We start from the raw sequence: 25,192 nt of genomic DNA on the forward strand, positions 1-25,192 counted from the left end.
GAGCTGGCTAGTTCCTTCTTGAAGAATCGATGCCGTTACTCTTTCGTTGTTGGCGTGAGCAGCACTTGGAGTGGCTTGCGTACCTTTCCTGACTGCACCTATCATCGCGAGGCTACGGCGCCATGCGTGAGAGCTGCCCTCTGGTGGGTTTCACTGAGGCGTAGGAGCCTGACGGATGCCATAGGTGTCGCGCGGTGGAACGCATGTCTGGCTAACGCTGTTCGTATCAGCTTGCCAATCGCCGCAGGAGCCTCTGGGCAGCCGTAGTCTGGCCCGCCTGTCACCATGTTTGTTGTACGGCACTACAGCTAGACTCCAGAGTCGCTATGGTCGCTCCGGATCTAAATGATGCGTGCTGCTAGTTCGTGATTCTCGGGCTGTCCGCGTAGCTTGGCTGCGTGGAGGGCGTCCGTTCGATGAAGTGTGTACAGAGTGTGAACAAGATGCCTGCGCCGTCCTGTGGTCAAGGCCACCAAGCCAGGACGGCCTTGAATTGGTACTGCGGCAAACCGGCTGATATAGTTATGGAGTTGTCGCAATCGCGGATGACACCGTAGTTTTCCCATGGTTCGCCATGAGGTATAGAGTTACGGCGATCATAGCGTGGGGGAAACGCCCGGTCCCATACCGAACCCGGAAGCTAAGACCCACAGCGCCGATGGTACTGCACTCGGGAGGGTGTGGGAGAGTAGGTCATCGCCGGGCATAATTTGCCGAAGGCCCCGAATTTGATTCGGGGCCTTCGATGTCTGACTTGTGTTTTTGCCCAAAAGAAAAGCAGGCGGTAAGAAAGTTTCCTTTCTTACCGCCTGCTTTTCTGATTCTTTAGGCTTCGTCTAGACGAGCGCCACTCTCGGTATCAAAGAGGTGGATGTGCTGCAGACGTGGAGCGATATTTAGTCGCTGCCCACGTGCTGGGGGAGTACGTCCATCAACACGAACCACGACGATCTGCGTTTCGCCAGCAAGTTCTGCCGAACCGTAGATGTACGCGTCAGCGCCGAGCTCTTCAACAACGTCCACGATGATCTCCACGCCCTCGCCGGCGCCGACAATGTCGATGTCTTCGGGACGGAAGCCCAAGGTGGTGCCGCCGTTTGCACCGGCAACCTGGATCAGCGCGTTGCCAAAAGCAACCTGTCCGTTTACGGCCTCCAACTTGACCAAGTTCATTGCAGGAGAGCCAATGAAACCAGCAACAAAAACGTTGCGTGGGCGGTCGTAGAGTTCGCGAGGAGTGCCAACCTGCTGCAGTTCGCCGTCCTTGAGAACCGCAACGCGGTCACCCATGGTCAAGGCTTCCACCTGATCGTGAGTCACGTATACGGTCGTAACGCCGAGGCGTCGAGTCAAAGAAGCAATCTGTGTACGAGTCTGTACACGCAACTTGGCGTCCAAGTTAGACAGCGGCTCATCCATCAAGAACACCTGCGGTGAACGAACGATAGCGCGGCCCATGGCCACACGCTGACGCTGACCACCGGAGAGTGCCTTTGGCTTACGAGTCAAGTACTGCTCAAGGTCCAGAAGCTTCGCCGCTTCAAGCACGCGACGGTTGCGCTCTTCCTTGTCCACACCGGCGATCTTCAGGGCAAAGCCCATGTTTTCAGCGACGGTCATATGTGGGTACAACGCATAGTTCTGGAAAACCATTGCGATGTCGCGGTCCTTGGGCGGAACGTTGGTAACGTCCTTATCGCCGATGAGAATCCGACCCGAATCCACTTCTTCCAGTCCTGCAAGCATGCGCAGGGTGGTCGACTTACCGCAGCCTGAAGGGCCAACGAGTACGAGGAATTCCCCGTCTTGGATTTCGAGGTCGATTGCATCTACTGAGGGAACTAGCGCGCCTGGGTAGATACGGGTGGCCTTATCAAAGGTCACAGTTGCCATGATGACAATCCTTTCACGGGCAGGTACGTGCCCGACGATCCATAGTGAAAGTGAGTTAGGACACTTTAGTTTCGCATGGAAATCAGAATTTGCAAAAGATGTGGCAAATCTTGGGGCGTGGCTATACGATGTCGGGCCAATGTTTCGCCTGGACCGACCTTAATGCCGAGATCACTGGACGTCAGAACCCTAAACCCGTTTTCGTCGGTCACATCATCACCCACAAAGAGCACGGCGTCGACGTGTAACAATTCTCGAAGCCACGTTAAGCTCTCGCCTTTATCGCCCTGATGCACTGAAGCTTCCAAGACAGATTTGCCCTCAAGGAGCTTGACCCCGGGGATCGAACTCAAGGCCAACTTGGCTTCTGCAATCGCAGCAATGCCCACCTCGGGCTGTGCGCGACGCACATGGAGAACCGTTGCCGAGGGCTTATATTCCAAGGTGACGTCCTTGTGCATTTGGGCGATCGTCTCTAGCGCAGTGCTCAGCTGCTTCAGCCGATCTAGTTGCACGGCGCTAAGCGGTTGCTCCTCCCAGTCCGCGCTGAATTCTTGAGGCACGCGCCGTTCTGCGCCATGGGAACCAATGCAGATCTCGGGCACCGGTTCTGGATACACGGCCGCGAGGGAGGCAAGATTGCGTCCAGAAACCAAAGCTGCGTAGATCCCGGGGCGCTGGCTAAGGCTCTGGAAAGCTAGCGCAGAGTCGGGCAATGGGCGGGCATCTTCGGGCCGGTCTACCAGCGGAGACATGGTTCCGTCGAAGTCCAACGCCACAAGGACGCGTTCATGGGCGGCAAACGCTGCCAGCGCTGCGCGCAGGTCGTTGTCGATCTCAGGCAAGGTCAAGTTCGTTCCTGTGTTCACCGGAGCTAACTCCGGATTAGCGGGTGCCGGCATTGGCAGAGGTGGTGGCGCTGATTTCGGCGAGCTCGGCGAGGAACACCTCGGACCAGCGGGTTACGTCATTAACCTTTAGGTGTCGGTTCATGCGACGCATCCGCTTTTCCTGTTCGGCCTCGTTCATTTTCACTGCGGTGATGATCTTGTCCTTCATGCCGTCGATGTCGTGAGGGTTCACCAGAACAGCCTGCGTGAGCTGGTCTGCGGCGCCGGTGTATTCGGAGAGCACCAGCACACCGCGGCCATCTTGATGCGCTGCGACGTATTCCTTGGCAACCAAGTTCATACCGTCGCGCAGCGCGGTCACGAGCAGAACGTCGGCGGCCAGATACATCGCGATCATTTCGCGCAACGGGTAGGACTGGTGCAAGTAGCGCAGCGTGGTGTGGCTCAGGGTGTCATGCTGACCGGTGATTTGACCGACCATGAGCTCCACCTGATCACGTAACTCCATGTAGGTGTCCACGTTTTCGCGGCTGGGGCTGGCTACCTGAATTAGGCACACGTCGCCTGCGCGCAATTGTTCGTCGGCCAAAAGTTCGCCGTAGGCCTTGAGCCGGTGACGGATGCCCTTGGTGTAGTCGAGTCGGTCCACGCCAAGAATGACAGTCTTCGGGTTGCCCAGTTCATTACGGATCTGGGCGGCCCTGGCAATGATCTGCGGATCACGGGACAGTTTGGCAATTTGCTCGGTATCGATGGAGATCGGGTGTGCCTTGGCCCGGCACAAGTTCTGCATCTGATTGCTCGCTGAAGGGGTAGCAACGTCGCCCTTGGTTGAGTAGTCAGTGAAACGGCGCAGGCAACGAAGGAAGTTTGACGCATCAGTCTCGCGTTGGAAACCCACGAGGTCCGCGCCGGCGAGGCCCTGCAGGATCTGTGTACGCCAAGGCAACTGTGAGAAGAGGCTAGCGGCCGGGAACGGAATGTGCAGGAAGAAGCCGATCTTCAAATCGGGGCGGGCAACGCGGATCATCTGCGGGACCAGCTGCAGCTGGTAATCGTGGACCCAGACGGTGGCGTTAGGCGCGGCAATTTTTAGCACGGCGTCGGCGAACCGCTGATTGATTTTCTTGTAGCGGTCCCACCAGGTGCGGTGGTACTCCGGCGGGACGATGACGTCGTGGTAAAGCGGCCAAAGGGTGGAGTTGGAGAAGCCCTCATAGTAAAGGGTTAGATCGTCTTCACTTAGTGGCACTGGGGCCAGGTGGATGTTGTCCTTGTCGAAGCTATCTAACTCTTCGTCGACTCCACCATGCCAGCCGACCCATGCTCCATCGGAGGCGGCCATGATGGGAGCTAAAGCGGTGACCAAACCACCGGGCGAACGTCTGAAACCTTGTGACCCGTCCGGATTGGTGATCCGGTCTACGGGTAGTCGGTTGGCTACGACCACTAGGTCGTAATTCTGCTCGGTGTTGTGGTTTGGTTCTGCGGTACCCACTTTAAACCTCCTGGTTTGATCAAACTGCGCACCTTGATGGTGCTGACTCGTCGGTTCTGAGTGAATGACTATGTATTCAGTTTTTCATTGCGCTTAGTAACGACCCTAGTGAAAAGTCGGTCTGATGAAAATCATACTGAAGTTTGGTTAGTTATGTGAGGTGACGCACGTTTCGTGACGTGGTGCAGCGAGGCGTAGATAATGCTCGAGCAGTTCCCCAAGTGACTTGGTTGAATGATCAAGTACAGTGTTTGATACTGCTTTGGGTGCTGTATGCGGAAGTTATGTGAGTCCTGTGAAGGGCGAGCAATCTCCTCTATTCAAGGATATTTGCCTGAAGGATTGGCTAAGCTTGATCCAGATGACCGTTCTCCGCTGACTGAGGAACCACCAAATTTATGTCTACTAATAATCCGCGCCCAACAAAAGCGCAGCGCAACGCGAGTGCACGCGAAAAAGCAGCTCAGCTTCGCGTTACCGAAGAGGCAGCTAAAAAGCGCAAATCGCTGATCGTGAAGCTCGGAGTTTTGGCTGCTGTCATTTTGGTGATTGCGCTAGTAGTTACGTTGATCGTGCGCAACAACAACGGCAAAGTCGCAGACGCTGGTTCGACGCCTCAGGGCGCAACTGCTGCTGGTGGCATTGTTGTCACTTCCTCGGATACGGTCGCTAAGAAGACCACTGAAGAAGTGAAGATCGACGAACTGAAGCAGCCTGAGACGGCACCGGAGACCCCAGAGCCACGAGATCTGACCGTGGCCAAGAAGGGTGATCCGATCAATATCACCATGTACGTGGATGCCAACTGTGTTCACTGTGCTGACTTCGAAGCAACCTACGGGGACCAGATCGATGACTGGTTGGCCAGCGGAGATGTAAATATCGAGTACCGCAACGTTGGCTACCTCGATGGTGGATCTCCAACCAACTACTCCTCACGTGGCGCCAACGCCCTAGCTTGTGTTGCTGACGTGAGCCCAACGGCCTACATGAAGTTCGTCAAGGCACTGTGGGGTCACTACCCAGAGGGCGAAATGAAGAACTCCGAGTTGGCTCAGATGGCGATCGACAACGGCGCTGACGAATCGGTGAAAGATTGCATCGACAGCGACAAGTTCCGTCCATTCGTAAAGTACGCGACCACTGCAGGTCAGTACGACGGTGTTAAGGGAACCCCTTCGATTTTCATCCAGGGTAAGGAATTCGTCCTGGGTACCGATGACTTCCCAACCGAGGTCAACGCAGCAATCAAGGCCAACAAGTAATCCCTGTTTGCTCTAGACAACTTGGCGAGATCAGGTAGTATTCGATATTGATCTCGCACCACGATAAAGGGGAAGAAAGCCATAAACGGCTTTCTTCCCCTTTGCGTTGCATCGAGGTAACACCCGATTCGCAGTCCACCGGTGTTTTCGGATATTCTTATCCGGTACGCCCCCTTAGCTCAGCTGGCCAGAGCGTCTGTCTTGTAAACTGAAGGTCACCGGTTCGAATCCGGTAGGGGGCTCGAACAGATCCTCGGAGCACATGGTTTTTCGCCTGTGTTTCCGGGGACTTTCTCTATTAACGTCCAGTCGGTCGATCTAAATCAGATACCGCTTTGTTGCGCAGGGTGTCGTTTAGGTGTCCTTTTGAAATCAAGGTGCCTTTTTAGCGGGTGAAATGAACACCGATTAGCCCGCACGCAGCGGTTGGACCGGCTCGTACTCATGGACGTTCCAGGCGTGAAATTTCCGCCCTGAGCGAACAAGGGTCCGTTTCGGGCATTTTGCGTGAACAGGAAGCATATTAACCTACACCCGGTAAGTATGACCGAAGAAATCATTAGCCTCACGGCGCCTGAAACCGAGCTGCTGCTCACCCGAGCTGAAGCAGCACTGATCCTGCGAACTTCGCCCAAAACACTGGCCAACTGGGCTAGCGCAGGCATCGGGCCACGAAGCCGCAGGTGCGGACGCACTGCCGTGTACCTGCGCAGCGAAATCGAAAGCTACGTCGCCAACCTCTTCGAGAAGGAGGCTGCCTAATGGGACGCCGCCGACTAGAACCAGGCGAGCTGGGAGAGATCTCATACAAGACCGTCACCCGAGCCGACGGTCGATCAATGATCAAAGCACGGAGCCGCTACCGTGATTCGGGTGGCGTTACCAAGCGCCTGAGCGCCGAAGGCAAGACGAGAGCCGCTGCTAAGAATTCACTGAAGCTGAAGCACAAAGATCTGCTGAACAGCGGGGCTGCCCTGGGCGCAGAAGCACCCACCGTTGCCCAAGCAGTGGAAAACTACTTGAGCACCTTGCAGATTCAGGACCTGGAACACAAAGTCCGTGGAGCTCGCTACGTCACTCAAGGCACAATGCGACAATACAATCGATCGGCAGCCATAGCCACCAAAGTCCTTGGCGATGTGCGACTGGGAGACCTGACGGTGCAATATGCGCAGAGGCAGCTTGAAGCCCTTGTGGATCCAGTAACTCTGGAAGGCGCAGCCGCAGCAAAACAGGCCAAGAACCTACTGATGCGTGCAATTGCTGACGCGCAGCGCCTCGGGCACATCGCAGGAAACCCCATTCAGGCGGTACAGTTGCCAACCAAGGGGCGCGCGCCTGTCAATGCTCCGACCTCGGACGACCTTACTGCTTGGCGTGCAGCTTTCGGATGGTACTTCGATGACAAGCAAGGTGCGACGACCAAGCGAATGGATGAGCGCGTGCGCTGGGTAACGGAACTGCTGCTGGCAACGGGCATGCGCATCGGTGAAGCCATGGCCCTGCGCTGGCAAGACATTGATTTCCAGAACCGGCGTGTGAAGATCACGGGCACCCTCGTTGAGAATGGTGCTCTGGCGCGTCAAGGGTATCCGAAAACAGAGTCCTCCACCGGATCTCTAGCCTTGCCCGACAAAACGGTAGGCATGCTGATCAAGCTGCATAGCCGCACGAAGTGGAAGGCTGCCAGTGACCCAGTCTTTGCCACCCGGACAGGCAATTATGCGGCACCCACCTCGATCCGCCGGTCTTTACGCCGGATCAGCGAGCTGTACCCGAAAAACTTGCCGATGCCGGACCTAGCGCCACACGATCTTCGCCGTGCTGTGGCCACGCATATTGCTGAAGTGGCAGGGATTGAGTCCGCCTCAAAGCAGCTTCGACATGCGAGCCAGCGACGACTATTGCACATTATATTAAGCGGGCGGAAGATGTTGCCGACTACACTGGTGCAGTCGAAGGATTGTACGCGAATACAATCGCGGGCGACTTAGCTGACCAAAAGTATGCGTTTCCAAGATTTCATGCGAATACGAGGTTACCAAACTCCGTTAGTGAGCTGCTTTAGCTCATCGTGAGTTTGCGCGGGATTCTCAAGCCCCTCAGGCGAGTGTCGCATTGTACAAGTGATTAATGAGATAACAATAAGGCCAAACGTCTCCGATTGGCCGGGAAAGTTCTTGGAAACGAATTGATGACTCAAGCGAGAGTGAGAGCCGGAGCGCCACTAGACGCAGCTGAAGACAGGGCAAATAAGAAACCTGTTGCTGACGTTGTCAGGCGAATCGAGGACTTTCAGAACCAGTTTCTAGGTGGAACCTTTGGCATGACACGAAAAATCTTGCAGGAATCGCTAGACATGTTAACGCCAGAACTTCTAATATCTGTAGTTGCTGCCGGCTCTGTGCCGAGCATGGAAAAACTTCGTATACGTCTTGCAACCTAGAAGGAAGCTGCAAGGCTATAGGTGTTCCAGCGCCTCATCAAGCGAATCGTGGATGGAGGATATATCGCCAGTTAGGTCAATTAGTCTCACGCGGATCGGATACTCACCAAGGGTGAAGTTGAGATTTCTACCCAGCCCGTCCTCGGTGTGAACGGCAAGCAGAACACCTTTCGGTGCCCAGCTCAGGTTCTTTCGCAGCTGAGCTGTCACACAGTACGAATACAACTGGTCCGGGTTTCGTTTCAGCACCCACCCAATCGCGTGCATTAGAGTTCTAACAGTGCCACTTTCACCGACACACCTTGTAAAAACGGTGAACTTGAAACACACGCCCAACCGACTCTGACCAGACGTTACACGATGGTTGCACCCGAACAGGTAGATTATTGCATTCGATGATGAAGAAAAACGCTGCCATATCAGTTGCGCTGCTGAGTGCCAGCTTCATGCTTACAGGATGCCAGCGGCCTCCCGCGCACATAGACATTGCGCTGATTGACAGCGGACAAACTGTACTCGCGCAATTTTCCAAGTATGACATCGTGAACCACGGAGCAAACACACCCTCCGAGCACGGCACCATGATGATGTCCTCCATCTTGGGTGTAAATTCAGACTCCCAACTGGACCCTGCGTCCCTAACGATGCACTCATATGACATTGGCGACGCTCCAAGCGCCTCAGACATAGCCAATGCTATTGAAGCCGCCGTTGCGGACAACGCGCGAATCATCAACATCAGCCTTGGTGTCAGGCGTCCACACGCTGAAATTGAGAAAGCCCTGAAATCGGCCAAGGATGCCGGAGCATTCGTTGTCGCCGCAACTGGCAACGTGAGATCTCTGGCCCCCGATTACCCGGCACGCTATGACACAGCGCTTTCAGTTGCAGCAACTGACGCCAACGGCGAATGCTGGACGGAAAACCCCTGCGACAAAGCTGACCTCACAGAGGCAGGAGTGGACATTCCAGTGTCCAAATCCAACGGCAAGGTAGTTGAAGAATCGGGATCTTCCATTGCAGCTTCTGAAACGACCAGAAAGATAGTTGAAGGAATACTTTCTGGACGCATTAAGGATGCAAGCAAATTCGAGTCCAGCCAGCTGGACGGCTAAGCCGCAACACATGGGAGCGGGCTACCGCTGAAGAAAAACTTGTAGCCCGCTTCCTCGTGTGAACCCCAGCTTTTCGTATCGCGCCACCATGGTTTCATCCGCAGCTACAGAGGCCACTACGGATTTAGCCGGCAAGCCCAATAGAGCTGAGCGAAGATCTGCTAGCACCCCTGAGCTTGAACCTGGCATTTGAGCAAGAGAAGAAAGAATGTAGAGGTCACCTTCGGGTAGTCCGCGGATGTCCAGAGCTACTTCTCTCTGTCGTGCCACAATTGCCATGCCGGCAGCCAACCAGATCATCAGCAAGGCGCTGATGCCGAATCCGGCAATTTGAACCCAGGCACTCCCAATGTGCAGGTAGCGGACGGCTAGAGCCAGTAAAGCTGGAACGCACAACGCTACAAGGAACAAGCACAAGCGCAGCAGAGTCTGCACCGGCCTGTTACGAAGCAGCACGAAAACACCCAAACGGTTGCCAGTTAGGTGCACGTGACGGGCTCCCGCGGAAACCACTGAGAGCAGTTGCGCAAGGAAAATAACTGCGGCACCAGCCGTGCCCTTGCCGAAGGCACGACTGGTGATGCAAGCAGCTTGGAAAGTGTCTCGGATTGACCCGACAATACTCGTCAATCGATTGGGTCTGGTTCGCAACCTGGCCGTCCCTGCATCGCAAAAGCCTTCTCATACAGAGTGGCGCTCTCATCCGGCCAGCCTGGATCTCGCGGAACGACACCGGTAGCAGCCCAGAGCGTCTCCCTTAGCCACTGTGCGAATCCAGCTACACGGAAGTTGCCTACAGCGCCTGCATCCCCTTCAGCATGCTCAAGCAAGACAATTGCTCGCCTCATCCCACCGAGCTCGTCCTGAATGACGTTCCACAACTCTTCATCCTTAGTGAACACAACGTCGTAGCTGTCTTCATCTTCTTCGGGAGGCCATTCCATCATTTCGCGTTCAACCGGCAATGACCGGGAAGCAAGGAGCTCTGGGTCGGAAATATCGTAGGCTGCAACTACACGTGCCGAGTCTACGTATTCATCGATGAGGTTGCCGGCGAACCTGGAGTAGTCGAAGGTCTTGCCACCCAACGAGGTGAGAAGTGCTGCAGCTTCCGACACGCGTGGAGCAGCGCCAACCCCGTAGTGTGCACGAGCAGCCTGCAAGAGTTCTTGGTAGTCAGTCATAGTTCCTTAATTCAAACACGATTGGTGCCGCCAACAGTAGCTAGCGACACCAATACCTCGTGCAGATTATTTCTTAGGTCATGCTTCCGTAGAAGAGGTGAACGCTAGGTGTCCGATTGTTGGGATGGTAGTGCCACATGTATCCCTTCTTGCCTCCACCACTGATTTCAGGGCCAACAGCCGATTTGCCGTTCTTAATAGAGACAGCTAAGGATTTCGCCTTGCTCTTGGACAAAGCCCAAACGTCATTTCCCTTACCCTTCTTGCCACGAGTTACAGCCTGGGCCTTTGTAAGCCCCTTCGCGCTGATGAACACTTTATTGCTCTTAAGCGTCGCTGGGTAGTAATCGCGCTTCTTCGACTTACTCTTCCTGCTGTTCTCCTTGATGATCTTGGAAATAGCCTTCCCTGCTTCAAGAGCAAGGGCTCCGCCAATCACAATCGCGGCACCGACAGCAAGGTAGTAAAGTGCAGTGCTGATGGAGATTGCGCCAAAAGCAAGAGGTATCACGAAAGCAACTGAAGAAGATGCTTCAGCTGAGTCGTGCTCGTAGATTTCGCCAGTCTTCGGGTTCGTTAGGGTGAAAACTGTGCGCTCAACAGTAGACTCCTGAATGTCGATGTCGTAGGTTTCGGTGACGATTTCACCGTCAATCTTGTCGGTGAAGGTTACTTCGCCACTGGCTTTTCCAGCGTCGAGTTCAAGGGCGAATTCGAATGGATCGTTGGCAGCAGCTGCTTCTGCCTCAATTTCGATTCCCGCGGTGCTGACGTCAACTTGTTCAAGCTCTAAGCCTTCTTCGGCCAGACCTTCTTCGACGATTTCTTCAGAGCTGTATCCAGCATATTGCGCCTGGAGCTCTTGGGTGGTGGAAGCTGTCGGGGCGGCTGCCTCAGTTGCGGGTTCTGGCGGGGATTGTACAGATCCGAGCGAAAGTGCGGATGCAACCGCTATAGCGGTAACTATTTTGATCATGGTCTTCTTTCGAAGTCGGTGCGGATGTGACCATAACCAATGAACCATATCTGAGCAGACACTAAATCATCCTTAAGAGTTATTTAGACTCGATTCACCCTCCGCCTGCGTTACTCTGCACGTATCCAGCTTGCGCGTAAATGAAGAAGCCGAATAAGTGGGAACAAGAAAGAACCCGATGTTACGAACATCGGGTTCTTGTCTCAGAGAGAACTACTTGCGCTAGTATCCCAGGAAACCGCGAGCATCGAACCCGTTGAGAGTCACATAGCGTTGATCCCACCAATTCTGCTGCATGGTTTTTCCGTTGTATCGCACGCCCACATGACCGTAGCTAGACACGATATTTTTGTACGGACCCCAAACTAGGATGTCTTCATCCCTGAAATCCCTGTCCGTGTGCCACTCAAATCCTGCGGCCTTGAGCTTGTTTCCAGCTGTGCCACCTGACTTGTAAGCGATTGCATGTCCCCAATGGTTGGTTCTTAGGCCACGCACTTGCAGCAAGTACTGGGAAACCAGGCTGACGCATTCCCCTCTGCCTGTTCCGTCAGCGTTCACAAGCGAAGTTCCGGCAACCTTGTTGTAGAACTTTGCAATCGATGTTGCTGCCTTTGGTGCGCTGCCGCACTTTTTGGCTACAACTGGATTGTTGCTGCGTGTCGCCATGTCCACATCGGCCGAGTAGGTTCCGTGCGTGGTTTTGTGCCAAAGGCTGTCCCAGTCGCCTCTGATTCCAGGGCTGCCCTGGGGTATGCTCGGGCACGGCGAACTGCCGAAGAAGCTGGCACAAATGTACGATTTGCCGGTCGAGGCCCGGACCGTCCGTCCACAAGATGGAGGTCAAGGCTCGCTGAGGTCAAGCAGTTTGTAGCCGACTACGGCAAGCTGCCTGAATCTAATGGCGACAAAACCGAGGCGTCCTTGCATGGGTGGCTTCTGGAGCAGCGGCGTTCCTATAGGCGACAGCAGATGTCCTACCCGAAGATCGTTCTGCTGGAAGAACTGACCGGATGGAACTGCGACAGTCACCAAGAAAGCCTTGATCGGCAGTGGGAAGACAAGCTCGCCCAGCTGGAAACCTACGTCAACCAGCATGGCGGGATGCCCCGGTATAGGACTTTCGCGTCCGAAGACGAGCGAGCGTTTGGCGTCTGGTTGCATAAGCAACACCAGCGTCGTGCAGAGGGGAAGATCGCCGGGTGGCGGCACGTCGCGCTAGATGGAGCAGTGCTTGGCTGGCGTAGCCGAGCTTAGGCGCCCCGGATCTCTACACCCCTCGGACAGAGTGACTTTTACTTGCCCTTTTCAAAAGGCGACTGCGGGAAAAACCGCGAATCTACGGGAAGTATTAGTCACCCAACAAGACTCCTTACTCCCCAGTAGCGCCCATGTACACGCGAAATTATCAGTGTTTTGCGAAAGTGCCTTGTAAACTGAAGGTCACCGGTTCGAATCCGGTAGGGGGCTCCACTAGATCCTCGGATTGGCGGCAGCTTTGCTGGTGATTCCGAGGATTTTCTGTATCGGGCTATCACTGCTCCTCGCGTCGAGCCTGCAGAAGGCAAATAGCTGTCGCCGGTAGAATTATTGCAAGACCACAATCCATGAGCCGGGGCCAACGGGCCAAGTGCTCAGCTTTTGAAGGAGCCAAAAATGGCCGGAGGCCTTGTAGCACTGTTGGACGACGTAGCTGCGTTGGTGAAAGTCACTGCGGCGTCCATGGATGACATCGCCCTCGGCGCCGCAAAAGCCAGCACCAAGGCCATGGGTGTGGTGGTTGATGACGCGGCGGTCACCCCACAGTATGTGGAAGGCCTGTCTCCCAAACGCGAGCTACCCATCATCTGGAAAATTGCGGTGGGTTCCATCCGCAACAAGTTGCTGTTCATTCTGCCTGTCGCACTTTTGCTTTCGTACTTTGCACCGTGGGCATTGACCCCCATCCTGATGCTCGGCGGCACCTACCTCGTATTCGAAGGTGCAGAGAAACTTCTTGAAGCCCTTGGCTGGATCAAGCACCACGGTTCAGGCGAAGAAGGCAAAGAACGCGATGAAAAAAGCATTATCAGTTCGGCAGTACGCACCGACCTGGTGCTCTCCGCCGAAATCTTGGTGATCTCGCTGAACGAAGTAGCTCACGAGCCAATCCTCACCCGAGCACTGATCCTGATCACCGTGGCCGTGCTGATGACCGTGGTGGTCTACGGAGCGGTCGGGCTCATTGTGAAGATGGATGACATCGGCCTGCATATGGCTGATAAGTCTCGCAAGCTCACCCAGAAAATCGGCCGCGGCCTGGTCAAGGGGATGCCTATTGTCATGTCCGTGCTGGGCAAGGTCGGCGTGGTCGCGATGCTTTGGGTCGGTGGACACCTGATTCTTGTTGGCATGGATGAGCTTGGCTTGCATGCGCCCTACGGCTTTGTGCACCACCTCGAAGAGCAGGTGCATCATGCAACCGGTGCTGCCGGTGCGGTGCTTGGCTGGTGCGTTAATACTGCGCTGTGCTGCGTGGCTGGCTTTATTTTGGGCAGCATCGTCACGGTTATCGTTCTGGGATTCGGAAAGCTTAAAAACAAGGGTAAGACCGAAGCCGCCCACTAGGGCTAGAAATCTCGGTCATTTGCGTCCAGCCAAACTGTCTGGCCGCCATGGAAAGATCAATGCGTGTTGAGTAAAGAAGCAAAAGAACAGGCCACCGCCCGCCATGCGCGCGGTGCCTACTTCACCCCGGAACCTTTGGCTGCATTTATGGCGCACTGGGCGCTAGAGGGCCACGGGACCAGAATTCTGGAGCCCTCCTGCGGCGAGGCGCAATTCCTTGAAACGGCCCACAAAGAACTGGCCGGTACCGGGGCATCGGCGCAGCTCGTAGGTTATGAACTGCACGAACCAACCGTTAAACAGGCTCGGGTACGTCTTGGGGCGCAGGGGATCAATGCCCAGATCGCACAGGCGAACTTTTTTGAGCTAGCTGGCACCAGCGACTTTGACGTGGTGATCGGCAACCCGCCGTACGTCAGATACCAACTGCACCGCGGAGTAGACCGCCAGCGTTCCAGAGCTGCGGCCAAAGAAGCCGGAGTGGAACTGAACGAACTGGCCAGCATCTGGGCGGCCTTTGTGGTTCATGCAACCAGCTTCTTGGCTCAGGGTGGCCGGATGGCGTTTGTGTTGCCTGCTGAGCTGATGTTTGTGAACTATGCCGGGTCGGTGCGCCAGATGTTGCTCGAACGTTTTGCCAACGTACATTTGGTGGTTTTTGAGCAGCGCCTTTTTGCTGACGCGCAAGAAGAAGTAGTGCTGCTGCTGGCCGAGGGGTATCAGCAAGGACCCACAGCTCACTTCAACCTGCATCAATTCCGCAACGCTGAAGACCTGGCGCAGTTGGGCGCCGGAACCCAGCATGCCCCGGTACAAAAAGCGGAGCGCTGGACCGGCTCATTGGTGGGCATCGAAGCCCAATCAATCCTTTCCTCCGCTTTGGCCCACGGGCATTTGTCCACGCTCAAGGCGTGGGGCGAAACCTCACTGGGAGCGGTAACCGGCAATAACAAATGGTTTACCCTGAGCCGTGAACGAGTCCAAGAACTAGGTTTGGCTGAGCAGGATTTGATTCGTATCTCCCCACCAGGTTCCAGGCACTTACGTGGCCTAGAACTTGACGAGGCGATGTGGCAGCGCTTGGGCGAACACGGTTCGGCAACCTATCTCTTTAGGCCGGCAGCTAACCCGAGCACCGCTGGTGAAAGCTTTATCGCCAGTGGTGAATTGGAGGCGGTGGACCAAGCTTACAAATGCCGGGTGCGCTCGCCGTGGTGGCGGGTTCCAGTGCTTTCGGTTCCTGACCTGTTCATGACGTACATGAATGCTGATACACCACGGCTGACAACCAACCAAGCCGGAGTGCACCACATCAACTCAATCCACGGCGTATACCTCGGCGCCGATGTGCGTGAGTTGGGCCGTGAGCTCTTGCCGTTGGCATCGCTAAATACACTGACCATGTTGGGTGCAGAAATCATCGGGCGTTCCTACGGCGGTGGCATTTTGAAGGTTGAACCGCGAGAAGCCGACGTGCTTCCGGTTCCTTCAATCACCATGGTGCAGGCCCACACACACGAATTGCGATCCATCAAAGATACGGTTCGCCAGCTGCTGGCCCAAGGCCACAAACAAGAAGCAACAGACCTGGTTGACCAGATCGTGCTAGGAAGCATGCTTGAGCTGGATAAGGACGCAGTTCAAGCGCTGCGTGCCGCAAGGCAGCACATGCTGGAGCGACGCAAGGCAAGAAGCAAAGCGGTGAAGGGATAAACGTGGCTAATCCGACGGTCGAAAAGACCCTGGCATTTGCGGAGTTTGATACAACGCTGATGTCGGCGGCAAAAGATTCACCGTGGTTGAATAACGGGGCAGTCACCGAAGAATTCAACCCGTCCTACGCCGTACTTGAAAAGCTTTTGAGCATTCCGGTACGGACCAAAGCGGTAACCCGTTCGGGCCGCTTCGCCCAAGGCGTTGACGCCTGGTTGGCGCATGAATTACGTCGCGCCGGATTTGACGCGGACCTCGTCTGGCCGCGGCCCGAAGCACCACGAGTCCTCTCCAGCGATATCTTGGACCTACTTCGCAAGCTGCCTGAACGCCTAGCCGATGAAGTCCACGAATCGATCATGAACGGCAAAGCCGGAAGTACCGACGCGAGAATTTTAGGTCGCGCCTATATGAAGCAGACCGACGTGGTGATGACCCATTGGTCCACCGGACCGGAACTGCTGCTGAGCACCAAGGCCATGGCCTCCTCCTTCGGCAAGAACCTATCTAACCGGTATGAGGAAGCCTATGGTGACGCTGCGAATCTACGGGCCCGTTATCCGTTGGCGGCTGTAGGGTTCTTCTTTGTACAACGGGCAACCATCCTCGAAAGTGAACCGGCAGCCTTCCGTCGAACCGTGGATATGATTCGAAAGCTGCGCGACTTTGGCGACGGCTTTGGGTACACCGCCACCGGCTTGTTGCTGGTGGACTGGGACGATGAGGCACAAGACCCCGAAGTTCGTTGTGTGCACCCGGCGGTGCCCCAAGACATTGCAGCACCACAGTTCCTGAACGCCGTGGTGGACGCGGTACTCAAAGTTACACCCATCGACCTGCATGAAGCAGCTCGCGCTCGCCGAGCGGGTGAAGTGGCTCCGCTGCCAGGGCACGAATGGGTGGATGAGCAACAAGACGCACTGTTCTAGGCCTCGGGGTGTAGCTGAGAATACGTGCCTCACGCTCGGCGGCCTGAGGCAAAGAGTCCACCCACCCGCGCGCAGCTTGCGTTGCCCGGTAGATGAATTTCAGTCGGCCGTCTTGCTCAAAACTACGCTCGCGTTCCCATAAGTCGGAACGCTCATAAAAGGCCCACGAAGCCGGGTTCTGCGCATCGATGACACTGATGGGCGTTTTCCCAGAACGCACCGCAAATTCAAGACGCAGGTTGGTGACATGCTGGCGAATTCCTCTGCGACGGTATTCGGGCCGCACTGCCATACAGCCGAGCTCTACCGCGTCCATGACCTCGGTGGGAGCCAGGATCGAGTCGTGAACTAACCCTGCAGCGATCAAGGTGCCTTGATCGCGCACGGTAACCAGTAGTTCCAGACGATCAAATTTCTGTTGCCAGCGCTGGTCAATGACCGGGTACAGCAGTGCCAGCTCGGCGAGTTGCGCCGAATCGAGGCGCAACGGTGACAAAGAGAAGTTCAGATTTTCAAACACTGGGTGTGGTCCTAGAAGAAAAGAACGAACGAAAAGAAGGCTTTGGCTCAGCGGTCAGTAACCGCTGTGCCGATTCGTTGGCCTTGATAGGACCGATGCCGGTGGCTTCCGGCAACTTCCTTGTAGGGTCCAGTTTGCGCTCGATGAGCTAGGAAAATTATGCGGTCTGAACTGTGCCGTTCACAAGTGCTTTTTGGTACTTTTTTGGTGAAGAGAAAAGAAACGATCTGATGAGTGTTTTTGCTGTGCTTCGTAGCTTGTGATTGGCGCCCGGAGTTGGTGCGCGATTTGGTGCAGGGGTATGAAAAGGCTAAGATCGTTGAGGTGCTTGACCCCGTGGTCAGAGCGCAATATGGATCTTTAGCTCAGTTGGTTAGAGCGTTCGCCTCACACGCGAAAGGTCGCTGGTTCGAGTCCAGTAAGATCCACGAAAAAGCCACCGGTGACGGTGGCTTTTTTGCTGTTCTAGCAGTTGGTGGCGAGGCCCGGGATTAGGCGCTCAGTAATTCATGAACCCGTGGTTTTACTTCTTGGCCCAGGAGCTTGATGCTGTGCATCATCGTTTCATGCGGCAAGGTGCCGGCGGAGTACTTAATGTCTGCGCGCGAGAGTCCCAGAAGTTTTGTTGCCGAGGCGATCTTTGCGGCCACGGTTTCTACGCTTCCGGCCATCATGGCACCACGTGGGCCCATCGCTGCCTGGAGGGTCATCTTGCTTGCCGGTGGCCATCCGCGCTCGGAGCCCAAGCGGTTCATGGTGCGCTGGTAATGCGGCCAGAGTGTTTCAAGTGCTTCTTCATCACTGTCGGCAACAAGTCCGTGGAAATGTGCCGCCACTGGTTGCTCGCTATGGCCGTATTCCTTTAGCGCACGATGGTACAGATCAACCAGACCGGTAAATGCCGCAGGCTGTCCACCGATGATTGCCAAGAATAGCGGTAGGCCATGGCGTGCGGCTCGAACCACCGATTGTGGAGAGCCACCCACACCAACCCAGGTAGTCAGAGGCTTATCTTCCAACAGTGGGTAGACCTGAGTATTGCGCAGAGCGGCGCGATGTTGGCCATGCCAAACCACTGGGTTGCCGTGGCGCAATTTGGCCATGAGATCCAGCTTCTCTTCGAAGAGCTTCTCGTAGTCGTCGAGGTTCAGCCCAAACAGTGGGAAGGATTCAACAAAGGAACCGCGTCCGGCGATGAGCTCGCTGCGTGAATTGGAAATGGCATCAAGAGTGGCAAAACGTTCATAAACTCTGACCGGGTCATCGCTGGAAAGTACGGTCACCGCGGTTCCTAGCTTGATCCGTTCGGTGGTGCTGGCCAGTGCGGCCAGGACGATTTCTGGTGAGGAAACCGCGTAGTCGTCACGGTGGTGTTCGCCAACGCCGAAGAAGTCTAGGTTGGCGGCCTCAGCTGCTTGTCCTTCAGCAATGACATTGCGGATGACCTGTGCGTGGCTGAGCAGGTTGCCTTCGGCGTCCTGAGTAATGTCACCAAAAGTTTCGACGCCGATCTCCGGCAAGAGCAGCTTGTCGCTCATGAGTACCTTTCAAATTGCATGCAAACACATCTAAGTTCATTGTCTCTCAACCACCGCGCGACCGGGGATATTCCGCAGCTAAAAAACAGTGCAAAATGTGTTCGGCGCTACCTAGTGATTTATGCCCGTTCGGCACAACTTATTGCCCATCGGTTGTATCGTAAATTGCATGGGAAATCTTAGGCTGAGGGGGCAAGATTAGTGGCGCATCGATCTGACGAAGAGCACGGCGTACCGTCAGGGCAGATGGGTGATGATCCAGCGCCATCGGCGGCTGCGTTGCCACGGATATCCACCAGTGAAATCAACCTGGGATTCCACCCGGATGAGCCTATCGAAGAACAGCCCACCGCTTCTGAACTACCGCTAAATACGGCGGTTAGTGCCAGCGTTTCGGCAGCTGCCGCTTCAGATATTGAGTGGCGCACCGGTCAGGTGCACACTACCGACGACGGCATTACCTTGATGCCTACCCGTGCCAACCCTGTGGCACGTCGGTTGCTGGCTAAAATGTGGATTTCGGACACACCTCCAACTCAGGCGCTGAACATTGTTGAACGCCTGCAGGGTACGCCCTATGCCAATCCAAAGGTCAACGACCAGCAGGATGCCTCTTCTCGGCGCACCATGGAGTTTGCACTGGACCTCGGGGAGACCCTGATTCGTTATGGTGCCGGTGCCTTGGAAGTGGAGACCAGCATCATCGCGGTCACCGCTGCCCTGGGCCTGAGCCACCTAGACGTTGACATCACCAACCAGTCGCTGCATCTGAACTACAGCCCACCAGACGCCGAAAGTTACTCGGTGCTGCGCGTAGTACGTTCATATACGTCCAATTATGCAGGCTTGGTCTTGGTCCACGAGCTGGTCTCGGACATCATTGCTGGCGGCGTATCGCGTAGCGCTTCGGCCAAGAGGCTGAAGGAAATTACCCGTCGTCCAAAACCGTTCCCACGCTGGATCGTGGCTGGCGGACGCGCGCTGTTCGCGGCAGCATTTGTGCTTTTTATCGGCGGCTCGTGGGCTGGCGCGTTGGTGGCTATCGTGTCATCGAGTGTGGTCACCCAGATCGGTCGTTATGGCTCGCGTTGGCGGGTTCCGGAGTTCTTCACCATCGCAACCTCAACCATGGTGATTACCGGAATCGCGTTGATCGGGTATCAGCTTCATGCGCCGTTGGACCCCGCGCTCGTGGTCTCAGGAGGCATCCTGCTCTTGCTTCCTTCCGGACGGTTTGTCTCGGCACTGCAAGATGCCATCAATGGGTTCCCGGTGACCGCTGTAGGGCGATTGTTCTCAGCAAGTTTGACCTACGGCGCGATTCTTAGCGGAATTGCTGCGGCGTTGGTTGTTTCGGATCTGCTCGGCGGCGAAGAGGTTGACGTACACCAAATTGTCACCACCGAGTATCCAGCCTGGTTATTGCTGCTGCTCGTTGCGGTGGCCATTGTGGCCGGTGCAATTTCTGAACAGAGCGCTGTGCGTCTGCTTTTGCCGACTGCCGGTATTGCTATCGGCGGTTATCTGGTCCAGATGTTGGCTGAGAGCATGGGGCTTGGAGATCGTGCGGTTCCAGCACTCGTGGCCACGGTGGTCGGCTTTGCTGCACGTTTGGCCGCGGACAAGTTGCGTACTCCGCAGCTAGTTCTTGCGGCCCCAGCGGTAATGTTCCTGCTTCCAGGTCTGATGATTTTCCGTGCCATGTACGGCATCGTGATCAATGTTGATGACATGTCCACCGGCCTGGTTGAAATGTTCAACGCCATGGCCATCATGCTTTCCATCGCCGGAGGCGTCGTCTTTGGCGAAACGCTATGTCGCCCACTGACTTCGAACGCTCGTCGTGAGCGTCGGCGAATCCGTCGACGCTAAGCTACCGGCAACGACCAATTAATCGGCTTCTGTCCCTGAAGGGATAGGAGCCGATTGGTTTCTGAAAACGGTTTTGAGCCAAAGAATCCTCGCGAGGCGGACAACGGTGAGGGATGGGCGCTACGCAGTTGGGGAACGTTGGATAGCGACGGGGAGAGCTTCTGCGCGTGGTTGCCCCACAGAATTGCCACCGGAGGATTCGCTCGTTCGTTCAGGGCTGCCAAGATCGCCTCAATAACCGGAGCCCAACCGAGTTTCTGGTGCGCCCCGGCCTGGCCTGCGGACACTGACAGGACCTGATTTAGCAGCAGTACGCCCTGGGACTGCCAGGCGCTTAGGTCCGGATGAGCGACCGGAGCGATACCAAGATCAGCCTGAAGTTCCTTATAGATGTTGCCCAGCGAACGGGGCAATGGGCGGACCGGCTTATTGGCTGCGAAGGCCAGACCATTGGGGTGCCCCGGTGTGGGGTACGGATCTTGGCCAATAATCAGGACTTTGACTTCGGCCAATGGCAATGCCAGTGCGCGAAACATCACCTTAGGCTCGGGCAGGATCACTTCGCCCTGAGCGGAGCGTTCGGCCAATTTGATGGCTAGATCACGAAGAATATTGTCCGTAGCCGATAGCGGTACTACCCAATCAGCGGCGATGAAACCCTGATCTGACATGGATTGAGCTCCGTGGAAAAAGGGGAAATCACCCGGGGCATACACCGCAGCCTGCGGGGGCAGTGGAGCGTCAAAAAGGGCTTGTTGCATTTCATCCATAGGTGCAATTGTGCCGTTTTTCTGGCGTGCCTGTGCCCGGCCACACGGCGATAGGCATGCTGATTGGTTAGAATATCGGTGGTATGTCTACCAACGGTGGAGTACAAGCATGGCCGAGACACATAAAAACTGAGCTGAGGACCGAGGTGAGAACGCATGGCAGAGAACGAGTTATTGGCAGATTTTGTAATGAATCCAGACTCGGAACTTGATGAGCGTTCACAACAGATCCTGAGCTTGGAAAAGTTGTGGTGGAAGTATGCGGGAGCCAAGGAACAAGCGATCACCAAGCAGTTTTCTATGTCTCCAACCAACTACTATCAGCTGCTGAACCAGCTGATAGAAACGGATGCGGCCATGGCCTACGACCCGATGCTGGTAAAGCGACTACGCAGAACACGTTCAACAAAACGTCGTGTGGGCGGTAAGGCCGGCTCGGGGAGATAACCCAGCCTGCCGTGACCAGTTAGACCTCGAGCAAGGACAAGAATGACCAACTACCCGCGTGACGAATTTGATCGCGTACCGGAGTTCAACACCCGTGTGGGTTCACACCACGCACACGGATGGGCGCAGTCTGCTACCTCAAAGTCGACCGGTGGCAAGTTGCTGTGGGTAGTGTTGGCTGCCGTGATCGTGCTGATCATCGGTGCTGCGTCCTTTGTCTTTGCTCCGCAACTCAAGGACAGCATCGCCGGAGCCGGTGGAAGCGAAAGCACTTCGCCCACCGATGAAAATGAATCGCAGGAGCCAAGCGCCAGCGAATCCGCTTCTGAGTCCAGCACCATTGATGACGCAGATGTCCTGTTTGATCAACGCATCGGTGTTTACAACGCCGCCAGTGTTGCTGGGGTAGCCAGTGCTGGCAAAGAAGCCGTGACTGAAGCCGGCTTCACCAACATCGTGACCGACAACTGGAACAAGCCTGCCGAGACTTCGACGGTTTATTACATGTCAGAGGCCGAACGGATCACCGCAGAAAAAGCGGCCGAAGCCCTAAATATTGACGATGTTTTGCAGACCGAGAACATCCCTAATCGAGTCACTGTGGTCATCGGATCCGATGACCCGCTGGAACTGAACAAATAATTCAGTAACAATTCAATTCGCTCAGAGCCGATCGGCTTGCACTCGCCATGCGAGAGTGCCAATATTTGTATTAGCACTCTTGCGTTGCGACTGCTAACGCCGGTCGGCTTTTGCGTTCCTATTGGAATTTTGAAGCCGCGGTCTAGCCAAGTACGGGCAGGGTGCTGAGAATACCTCAGATAGCGAGAGCTGAAACGGTCGCTGGCCAGATGCCGCACCGGAGAACTCGTCCGTCGCGGGCGCTGTCTGTCGGTTGCATTTTCGCAAAATCGTCCCGAAAGGACCGAAAGCCACTATGGCCAAGATGATTGCATTTGACGAGGAAGCACGCCGCGGACTCGAGCGCGGACTGAACACCCTCGCTGACGCGGTAAAGGTAACCCTCGGCCCACGCGGCCGCAACGTCGTATTGGAAAAGAAGTGGGGCGCCCCTACTATCACCAACGACGGTGTGTCCATCGCTAAGGAAATCGATCTCGAAGATCCTTACGAGAAGATCGGCGCAGAGCTGGTCAAGGAAGTTGCCAAGAAGACTGACGATGTTGCCGGTGACGGTACCACCACCGCAACCGTACTTGCTCAGGCACTGGTCAAGGAAGGTCTGCGCAACGTTGCTGCAGGCGCTGACCCAATCGCACTGCGCCGCGGTATCGACAAGGCTGTAGAAGCCGTCACCGCTGAGCTGTTTGCTGCTGCTAAGAAGATCGAGTCCAAGGAGCAGATCGCTGCTACCGCTTCGATCTCCGCAGGCGACACCGAAATCGGTGGCCTGATCGCTGAAGCTCTCGACAAGGTCGGCGAGCAGGGCGTTATCACCGTTGAAGAATCCAACACCTTCGGCCTGGAGCTGGAGTTGGCAGAGGGTATGCGCTTTGACAAGGGCTACATCTCGGCTTACTTCGTCACCGACACCGAGCGCCAGGAGACCGTTCTTGAGGATCCATACATCCTCATCGTGAACTCCAAGATCTCCTCGGTTAAGGACATGGTGACCCTGCTGGAGAAGGTCATGCAGTCGAACAAGTCGCTGCTGATCATCGCCGAAGACGTTGAAGGCGAAGCGCTGGCTACCCTGATCTTGAACAAGATCCGTGGCCTGTTCAAGTCTGTTGCTGTTAAGGCTCCAGGCTTCGGTGACCGCCGCAAGGCAATGCTCACCGACATCGCACTGCTTACCGGTGGCCAGGTTGTTTCCGAGGAAATCGGCCTGTCCCTAGATAACGTAGGCCTCGAAGTTCTAGGTACCGCCCGCAAGGTCGTTATCACCAAGGACGAGACCACCATTGTTGAAGGTGGCGGCGAAGCCGACGCAATCGAAGGCCGCAAGGCTCAGATCGCAGCCGAGATCAAGAACACCGACTCGGACTACGACCGCGAGAAGCTGCAGGAGCGCCACGCAAAGCTCTCCGGCGGTGTTGCTGTGCTGAAGGCCGGCGCTGCAACCGAGGTTGAGCTCAAGGAGCGCAAGCACCGCATCGAAGACGCCGTGCGTAACGCAAAGGCAGCCGTTGAAGAAGGCATCGTCGCCGGTGGTGGCGTTGCATTGATTCAGGCTGGTGCTGCTGCATTCGCCAAGCTTGAGCTGGAAGGCGACGAAGCAACCGGCGCGAACATCGTTCGTGTTGGCATCGAAGCTCCACTGAAGCAGATTGCACTGAACGCTGGCATGGAGCCAGGCGTTGTCGCCGACAAGGTCAAGGGCCTGCCTGCTGGCCACGGCCTGAACGCTGCAACCGGTCAGTACGTGAACCTGCTTGAAGCTGGCGTCAACGACCCAGTGAAGGTAACCCGTTCGGCACTGCAGAACGCTGCTTCTATCGCTGGCCTGTTCCTCACCACCGAAGCTGTTGTTGCAGAGAAGCCAGCACCTGCTGGCTCTGCCCCAGCTGGTGGCGATGACATGGGTGGCATGGGCGGAATGGGCGGCTTCTAATAAGCCCCCTGCTGCAGATGTAGCGCATTAACTAAGCTGATGGCCTGGTACCCACAAGGTACCAGGCCATCAGTTTCTTAACCAGCGCAAAACAAGTGCTAGAGCCAGGTCTGGAGCAAATTCAATTCCCGGTTCAGGTTGGCACGAGCAGCTAATTCCCAACGTTCGCGTCCGTCGTGCGTACCGTAGATTGAAGCCTTGGACACCAGGGCCGAGAGAATCTTGATGCGCCCGGCAGCCAGCACGCTTTGTGGCAGGTGCGCATATTCTTGATAGATCGCCTGAGCATAGCGTTCATAGGCCGGCTGGGGCCGGGCCAAAACTTCTAGATCTGCGTCGCACAGAATCCGTCCCAGGACGTTAGACTCAGCAGGATCATGGCTAGCGGTGAGCATCACCAGTTCGCTGATTCGGGCAACCGAGGCGGATGAGAGTATGCCCTCCAAGAGTTCACGGGCGAGCACCGCAGACTTAAATTCATCTTCGCTTGTGCCGTCGTAAACCGCATCGTGGAACCACGCAGCCAACTGCAGTTGCATCAGTTCTTCACTGTGCACCTTGCCCTTAGCCAGCTGGTCAATGGCTTCGAGCACAGAGAGCAGATGAACGCGGTCGTGATAGTAGCGATGGGCTTGGGACCACATTTTCAGTAGTTCCTTACCCATGCGCGGTTCGGTGGGTAGGGTGTGAGCCCAGCGACGTAGCAAGATACCATCGAGTTTTTCAGGACGATACTTGGCTGGGATGCGTAATCCTGAAGAGACCAGGGCGCGCACTAGCTGGCCACCGCTGACCTCTTGTGCGCCTGCCTGAACCAACTGCGCGTAACATTCCTGAGGAACGTCGTAGTGGTCCTTGTCGAACGCCCTAGAAGAGATTTCTTGGTCTTTGGCGAATTCGTGGAGCTCTTTGAGGGAGCGATCCGAAACCAAATGGGAAAAGAGCGTACCGTGCGCAGGCCAACGCGGCGGGTCGATCAGAATACTCATGGAC

The 25,192-nt window shown here is 55.7% G+C and carries 23 protein-coding genes, 2 tRNA genes and 1 rRNA gene; 15 read left to right on the forward strand and 11 right to left on the reverse strand.

The window, feature by feature from the left end:
- Positions 1-588 precede the first annotated feature (588 nt).
- Positions 589-705 (forward strand): 5S ribosomal RNA (gene rrf, locus ACT3RW_RS02710).
- Positions 706-825: 120 nt separating this feature from the next.
- Here the strand turns inward: rrf and ACT3RW_RS02715 are convergent.
- The 3 genes from ACT3RW_RS02715 to ACT3RW_RS02725 form a co-directional block, all read right to left on the reverse strand.
- Complete coding sequence (locus ACT3RW_RS02715; protein ID WP_131090355.1) at positions 826-1,893, reverse strand: ABC transporter ATP-binding protein; 1,068 nt, start codon at positions 1,891-1,893, stop codon at positions 826-828.
- Positions 1,894-1,958: 65 nt separating this feature from the next.
- Complete coding sequence (otsB, locus tag ACT3RW_RS02720) at positions 1,959-2,744, reverse strand: trehalose-phosphatase (RefSeq protein WP_165477381.1); 786 nt, start codon at positions 2,742-2,744, stop codon at positions 1,959-1,961.
- 34 nt (positions 2,745-2,778) lie between these two features.
- The gene (locus ACT3RW_RS02725) at positions 2,779-4,242 is read right to left on the reverse strand and encodes an alpha,alpha-trehalose-phosphate synthase (UDP-forming) (RefSeq protein ID WP_444612731.1); all 1,464 of its coding nucleotides are present in this window, start codon (positions 4,240-4,242) and stop codon (positions 2,779-2,781) included.
- A 398-nt stretch (positions 4,243-4,640) separates the two neighbouring features.
- Between ACT3RW_RS02725 and ACT3RW_RS02730 the strand changes: the two genes are divergently transcribed.
- The 5 genes from ACT3RW_RS02730 to ACT3RW_RS02750 all read left to right on the forward strand — a co-directional run bounded on the left by ACT3RW_RS02730 (position 4,641) and on the right by ACT3RW_RS02750 (position 9,068).
- On the forward strand, positions 4,641-5,507 hold the full coding sequence (locus ACT3RW_RS02730; protein ID WP_444612732.1) for a DsbA family protein: 867 nt from the start codon (positions 4,641-4,643) through the stop codon (positions 5,505-5,507).
- A 168-nt stretch (positions 5,508-5,675) separates the two neighbouring features.
- A tRNA-Thr gene (locus ACT3RW_RS02735) sits at positions 5,676-5,749 on the forward strand.
- 265 nt (positions 5,750-6,014) lie between these two features.
- Positions 6,015-6,269: a helix-turn-helix domain-containing protein gene (locus tag ACT3RW_RS02740; protein WP_444612733.1), complete on the forward strand. Its 255-nt coding sequence runs from the start codon at positions 6,015-6,017 to the stop codon at positions 6,267-6,269.
- Entirely contained in the window at positions 6,269-7,501 is a 1,233-nt protein-coding gene (locus ACT3RW_RS02745) for a tyrosine-type recombinase/integrase (RefSeq protein ID WP_444612734.1), read from the forward strand. The genes ACT3RW_RS02740 and ACT3RW_RS02745 overlap by 1 nt, the downstream gene beginning before the upstream one ends.
- Positions 7,502-8,495: 994 nt before the next feature.
- Positions 8,496-9,068 (forward strand): S8 family serine peptidase, encoded by a 573-nt coding sequence (locus ACT3RW_RS02750; protein ID WP_165477380.1) that lies wholly within the window; start codon positions 8,496-8,498, stop codon positions 9,066-9,068.
- Positions 9,069-9,089: 21 nt separating this feature from the next.
- Here the strand turns inward: ACT3RW_RS02750 and ACT3RW_RS02755 are convergent, their stop codons facing one another.
- From ACT3RW_RS02755 to ACT3RW_RS02770, 4 genes are all read right to left on the reverse strand, one after another.
- Positions 9,090-9,698 (reverse strand): hypothetical protein, encoded by a 609-nt coding sequence (locus tag ACT3RW_RS02755; RefSeq protein ID WP_444612735.1) that lies wholly within the window; start codon positions 9,696-9,698, stop codon positions 9,090-9,092.
- Positions 9,695-10,252: a hypothetical protein gene (locus ACT3RW_RS02760; RefSeq protein ID WP_131090346.1), complete on the reverse strand. Its 558-nt coding sequence runs from the start codon at positions 10,250-10,252 to the stop codon at positions 9,695-9,697. The genes ACT3RW_RS02755 and ACT3RW_RS02760 overlap by 4 nt, the downstream gene beginning before the upstream one ends.
- Before the next feature lie 73 nt (positions 10,253-10,325).
- A complete protein-coding gene (locus tag ACT3RW_RS02765) occupies positions 10,326-11,228 on the reverse strand; it encodes a hypothetical protein (protein WP_131090345.1) in 903 nt (300 codons plus the stop codon).
- Positions 11,229-11,450: 222 nt separating this feature from the next.
- Positions 11,451-11,897 carry a hypothetical protein gene (locus ACT3RW_RS02770; RefSeq protein ID WP_444612736.1) on the reverse strand — a complete coding sequence of 149 codons (447 nt, stop codon included), beginning with the start codon at positions 11,895-11,897 and terminating at the stop codon, positions 11,451-11,453.
- A 36-nt stretch (positions 11,898-11,933) separates the two neighbouring features.
- On the opposite strand from ACT3RW_RS02770, the gene ACT3RW_RS02775 reads away from it, so the two are divergent.
- From ACT3RW_RS02775 to ACT3RW_RS02790, 4 genes are all read left to right on the forward strand, one after another.
- On the forward strand, positions 11,934-12,485 hold the full coding sequence (locus ACT3RW_RS02775) for a helicase associated domain-containing protein (protein WP_444612737.1): 552 nt from the start codon (positions 11,934-11,936) through the stop codon (positions 12,483-12,485).
- 399 nt (positions 12,486-12,884) lie between these two features.
- Positions 12,885-13,835, forward strand: a complete 951-nt coding sequence (locus ACT3RW_RS02780; RefSeq protein WP_444612738.1) for a DUF808 domain-containing protein — start codon at positions 12,885-12,887, stop codon at positions 13,833-13,835.
- A gap of 66 nt (positions 13,836-13,901) precedes the next feature.
- On the forward strand, positions 13,902-15,548 hold the full coding sequence (locus ACT3RW_RS02785) for an HsdM family class I SAM-dependent methyltransferase (protein ID WP_131090388.1): 1,647 nt from the start codon (positions 13,902-13,904) through the stop codon (positions 15,546-15,548).
- 2 nt (positions 15,549-15,550) lie between these two features.
- Positions 15,551-16,477: a hypothetical protein gene (locus ACT3RW_RS02790; protein WP_444612739.1), complete on the forward strand. Its 927-nt coding sequence runs from the start codon at positions 15,551-15,553 to the stop codon at positions 16,475-16,477.
- Here ACT3RW_RS02790 and ACT3RW_RS02795 read toward each other — a convergent pair.
- Positions 16,371-16,997, reverse strand: coding sequence for a GNAT family N-acetyltransferase (locus tag ACT3RW_RS02795; RefSeq protein ID WP_262198414.1), 627 nt, complete (start codon positions 16,995-16,997; stop codon positions 16,371-16,373). The genes ACT3RW_RS02790 and ACT3RW_RS02795 overlap by 107 nt on opposite strands.
- A 354-nt stretch (positions 16,998-17,351) precedes the next feature.
- Between ACT3RW_RS02795 and ACT3RW_RS02800 the strand changes: the two genes are divergently transcribed.
- Positions 17,352-17,425, forward strand: a tRNA-Val gene (locus ACT3RW_RS02800).
- 63 nt (positions 17,426-17,488) lie between these two features.
- Here ACT3RW_RS02800 and ACT3RW_RS02805 read toward each other — a convergent pair.
- A complete protein-coding gene (locus ACT3RW_RS02805) occupies positions 17,489-18,535 on the reverse strand; it encodes an LLM class flavin-dependent oxidoreductase (protein ID WP_444612740.1) in 1,047 nt (348 codons plus the stop codon).
- Between the two features lie 201 nt (positions 18,536-18,736).
- Between ACT3RW_RS02805 and ACT3RW_RS02810 the strand changes: the two genes are divergently transcribed.
- Positions 18,737-20,407, forward strand: a complete 1,671-nt coding sequence (locus ACT3RW_RS02810) for a threonine/serine ThrE exporter family protein (RefSeq protein WP_444612741.1) — start codon at positions 18,737-18,739, stop codon at positions 20,405-20,407.
- On the opposite strand, the gene ACT3RW_RS02815 is transcribed toward ACT3RW_RS02810, so the two are convergent.
- Entirely contained in the window at positions 20,404-21,168 is a 765-nt protein-coding gene (locus ACT3RW_RS02815) for a uracil-DNA glycosylase (protein ID WP_444612742.1), read from the reverse strand. The genes ACT3RW_RS02810 and ACT3RW_RS02815 overlap by 4 nt on opposite strands.
- A gap of 165 nt (positions 21,169-21,333) precedes the next feature.
- On the opposite strand from ACT3RW_RS02815, the gene ACT3RW_RS02820 reads away from it, so the two are divergent.
- The 3 genes from ACT3RW_RS02820 to groL all read left to right on the forward strand — a co-directional run bounded on the left by ACT3RW_RS02820 (position 21,334) and on the right by groL (position 24,199).
- Complete coding sequence (locus ACT3RW_RS02820) at positions 21,334-21,624, forward strand: DUF3263 domain-containing protein (protein WP_444612743.1); 291 nt, start codon at positions 21,334-21,336, stop codon at positions 21,622-21,624.
- A 42-nt stretch (positions 21,625-21,666) separates the two neighbouring features.
- Entirely contained in the window at positions 21,667-22,266 is a 600-nt protein-coding gene (locus tag ACT3RW_RS02825; protein WP_444612744.1) for a LytR C-terminal domain-containing protein, read from the forward strand.
- Positions 22,267-22,561: 295 nt separating this feature from the next.
- A complete protein-coding gene (gene groL, locus ACT3RW_RS02830; RefSeq protein WP_131090336.1) occupies positions 22,562-24,199 on the forward strand; it encodes a chaperonin GroEL in 1,638 nt (545 codons plus the stop codon).
- Positions 24,200-24,297: 98 nt separating this feature from the next.
- Here the strand turns inward: groL and ACT3RW_RS02835 are convergent, their stop codons facing one another.
- Positions 24,298-25,188: a DUF4031 domain-containing protein gene (locus tag ACT3RW_RS02835; protein WP_444612745.1), complete on the reverse strand. Its 891-nt coding sequence runs from the start codon at positions 25,186-25,188 to the stop codon at positions 24,298-24,300.
- Positions 25,189-25,192 lie beyond the last annotated feature (4 nt).

Origin of the sequence: Glutamicibacter sp. AOP5-A2-18 (assembly GCF_052446055.1) — a bacterium.
Lineage (GTDB): Bacteria > Actinomycetota > Actinomycetes > Actinomycetales > Micrococcaceae > Glutamicibacter.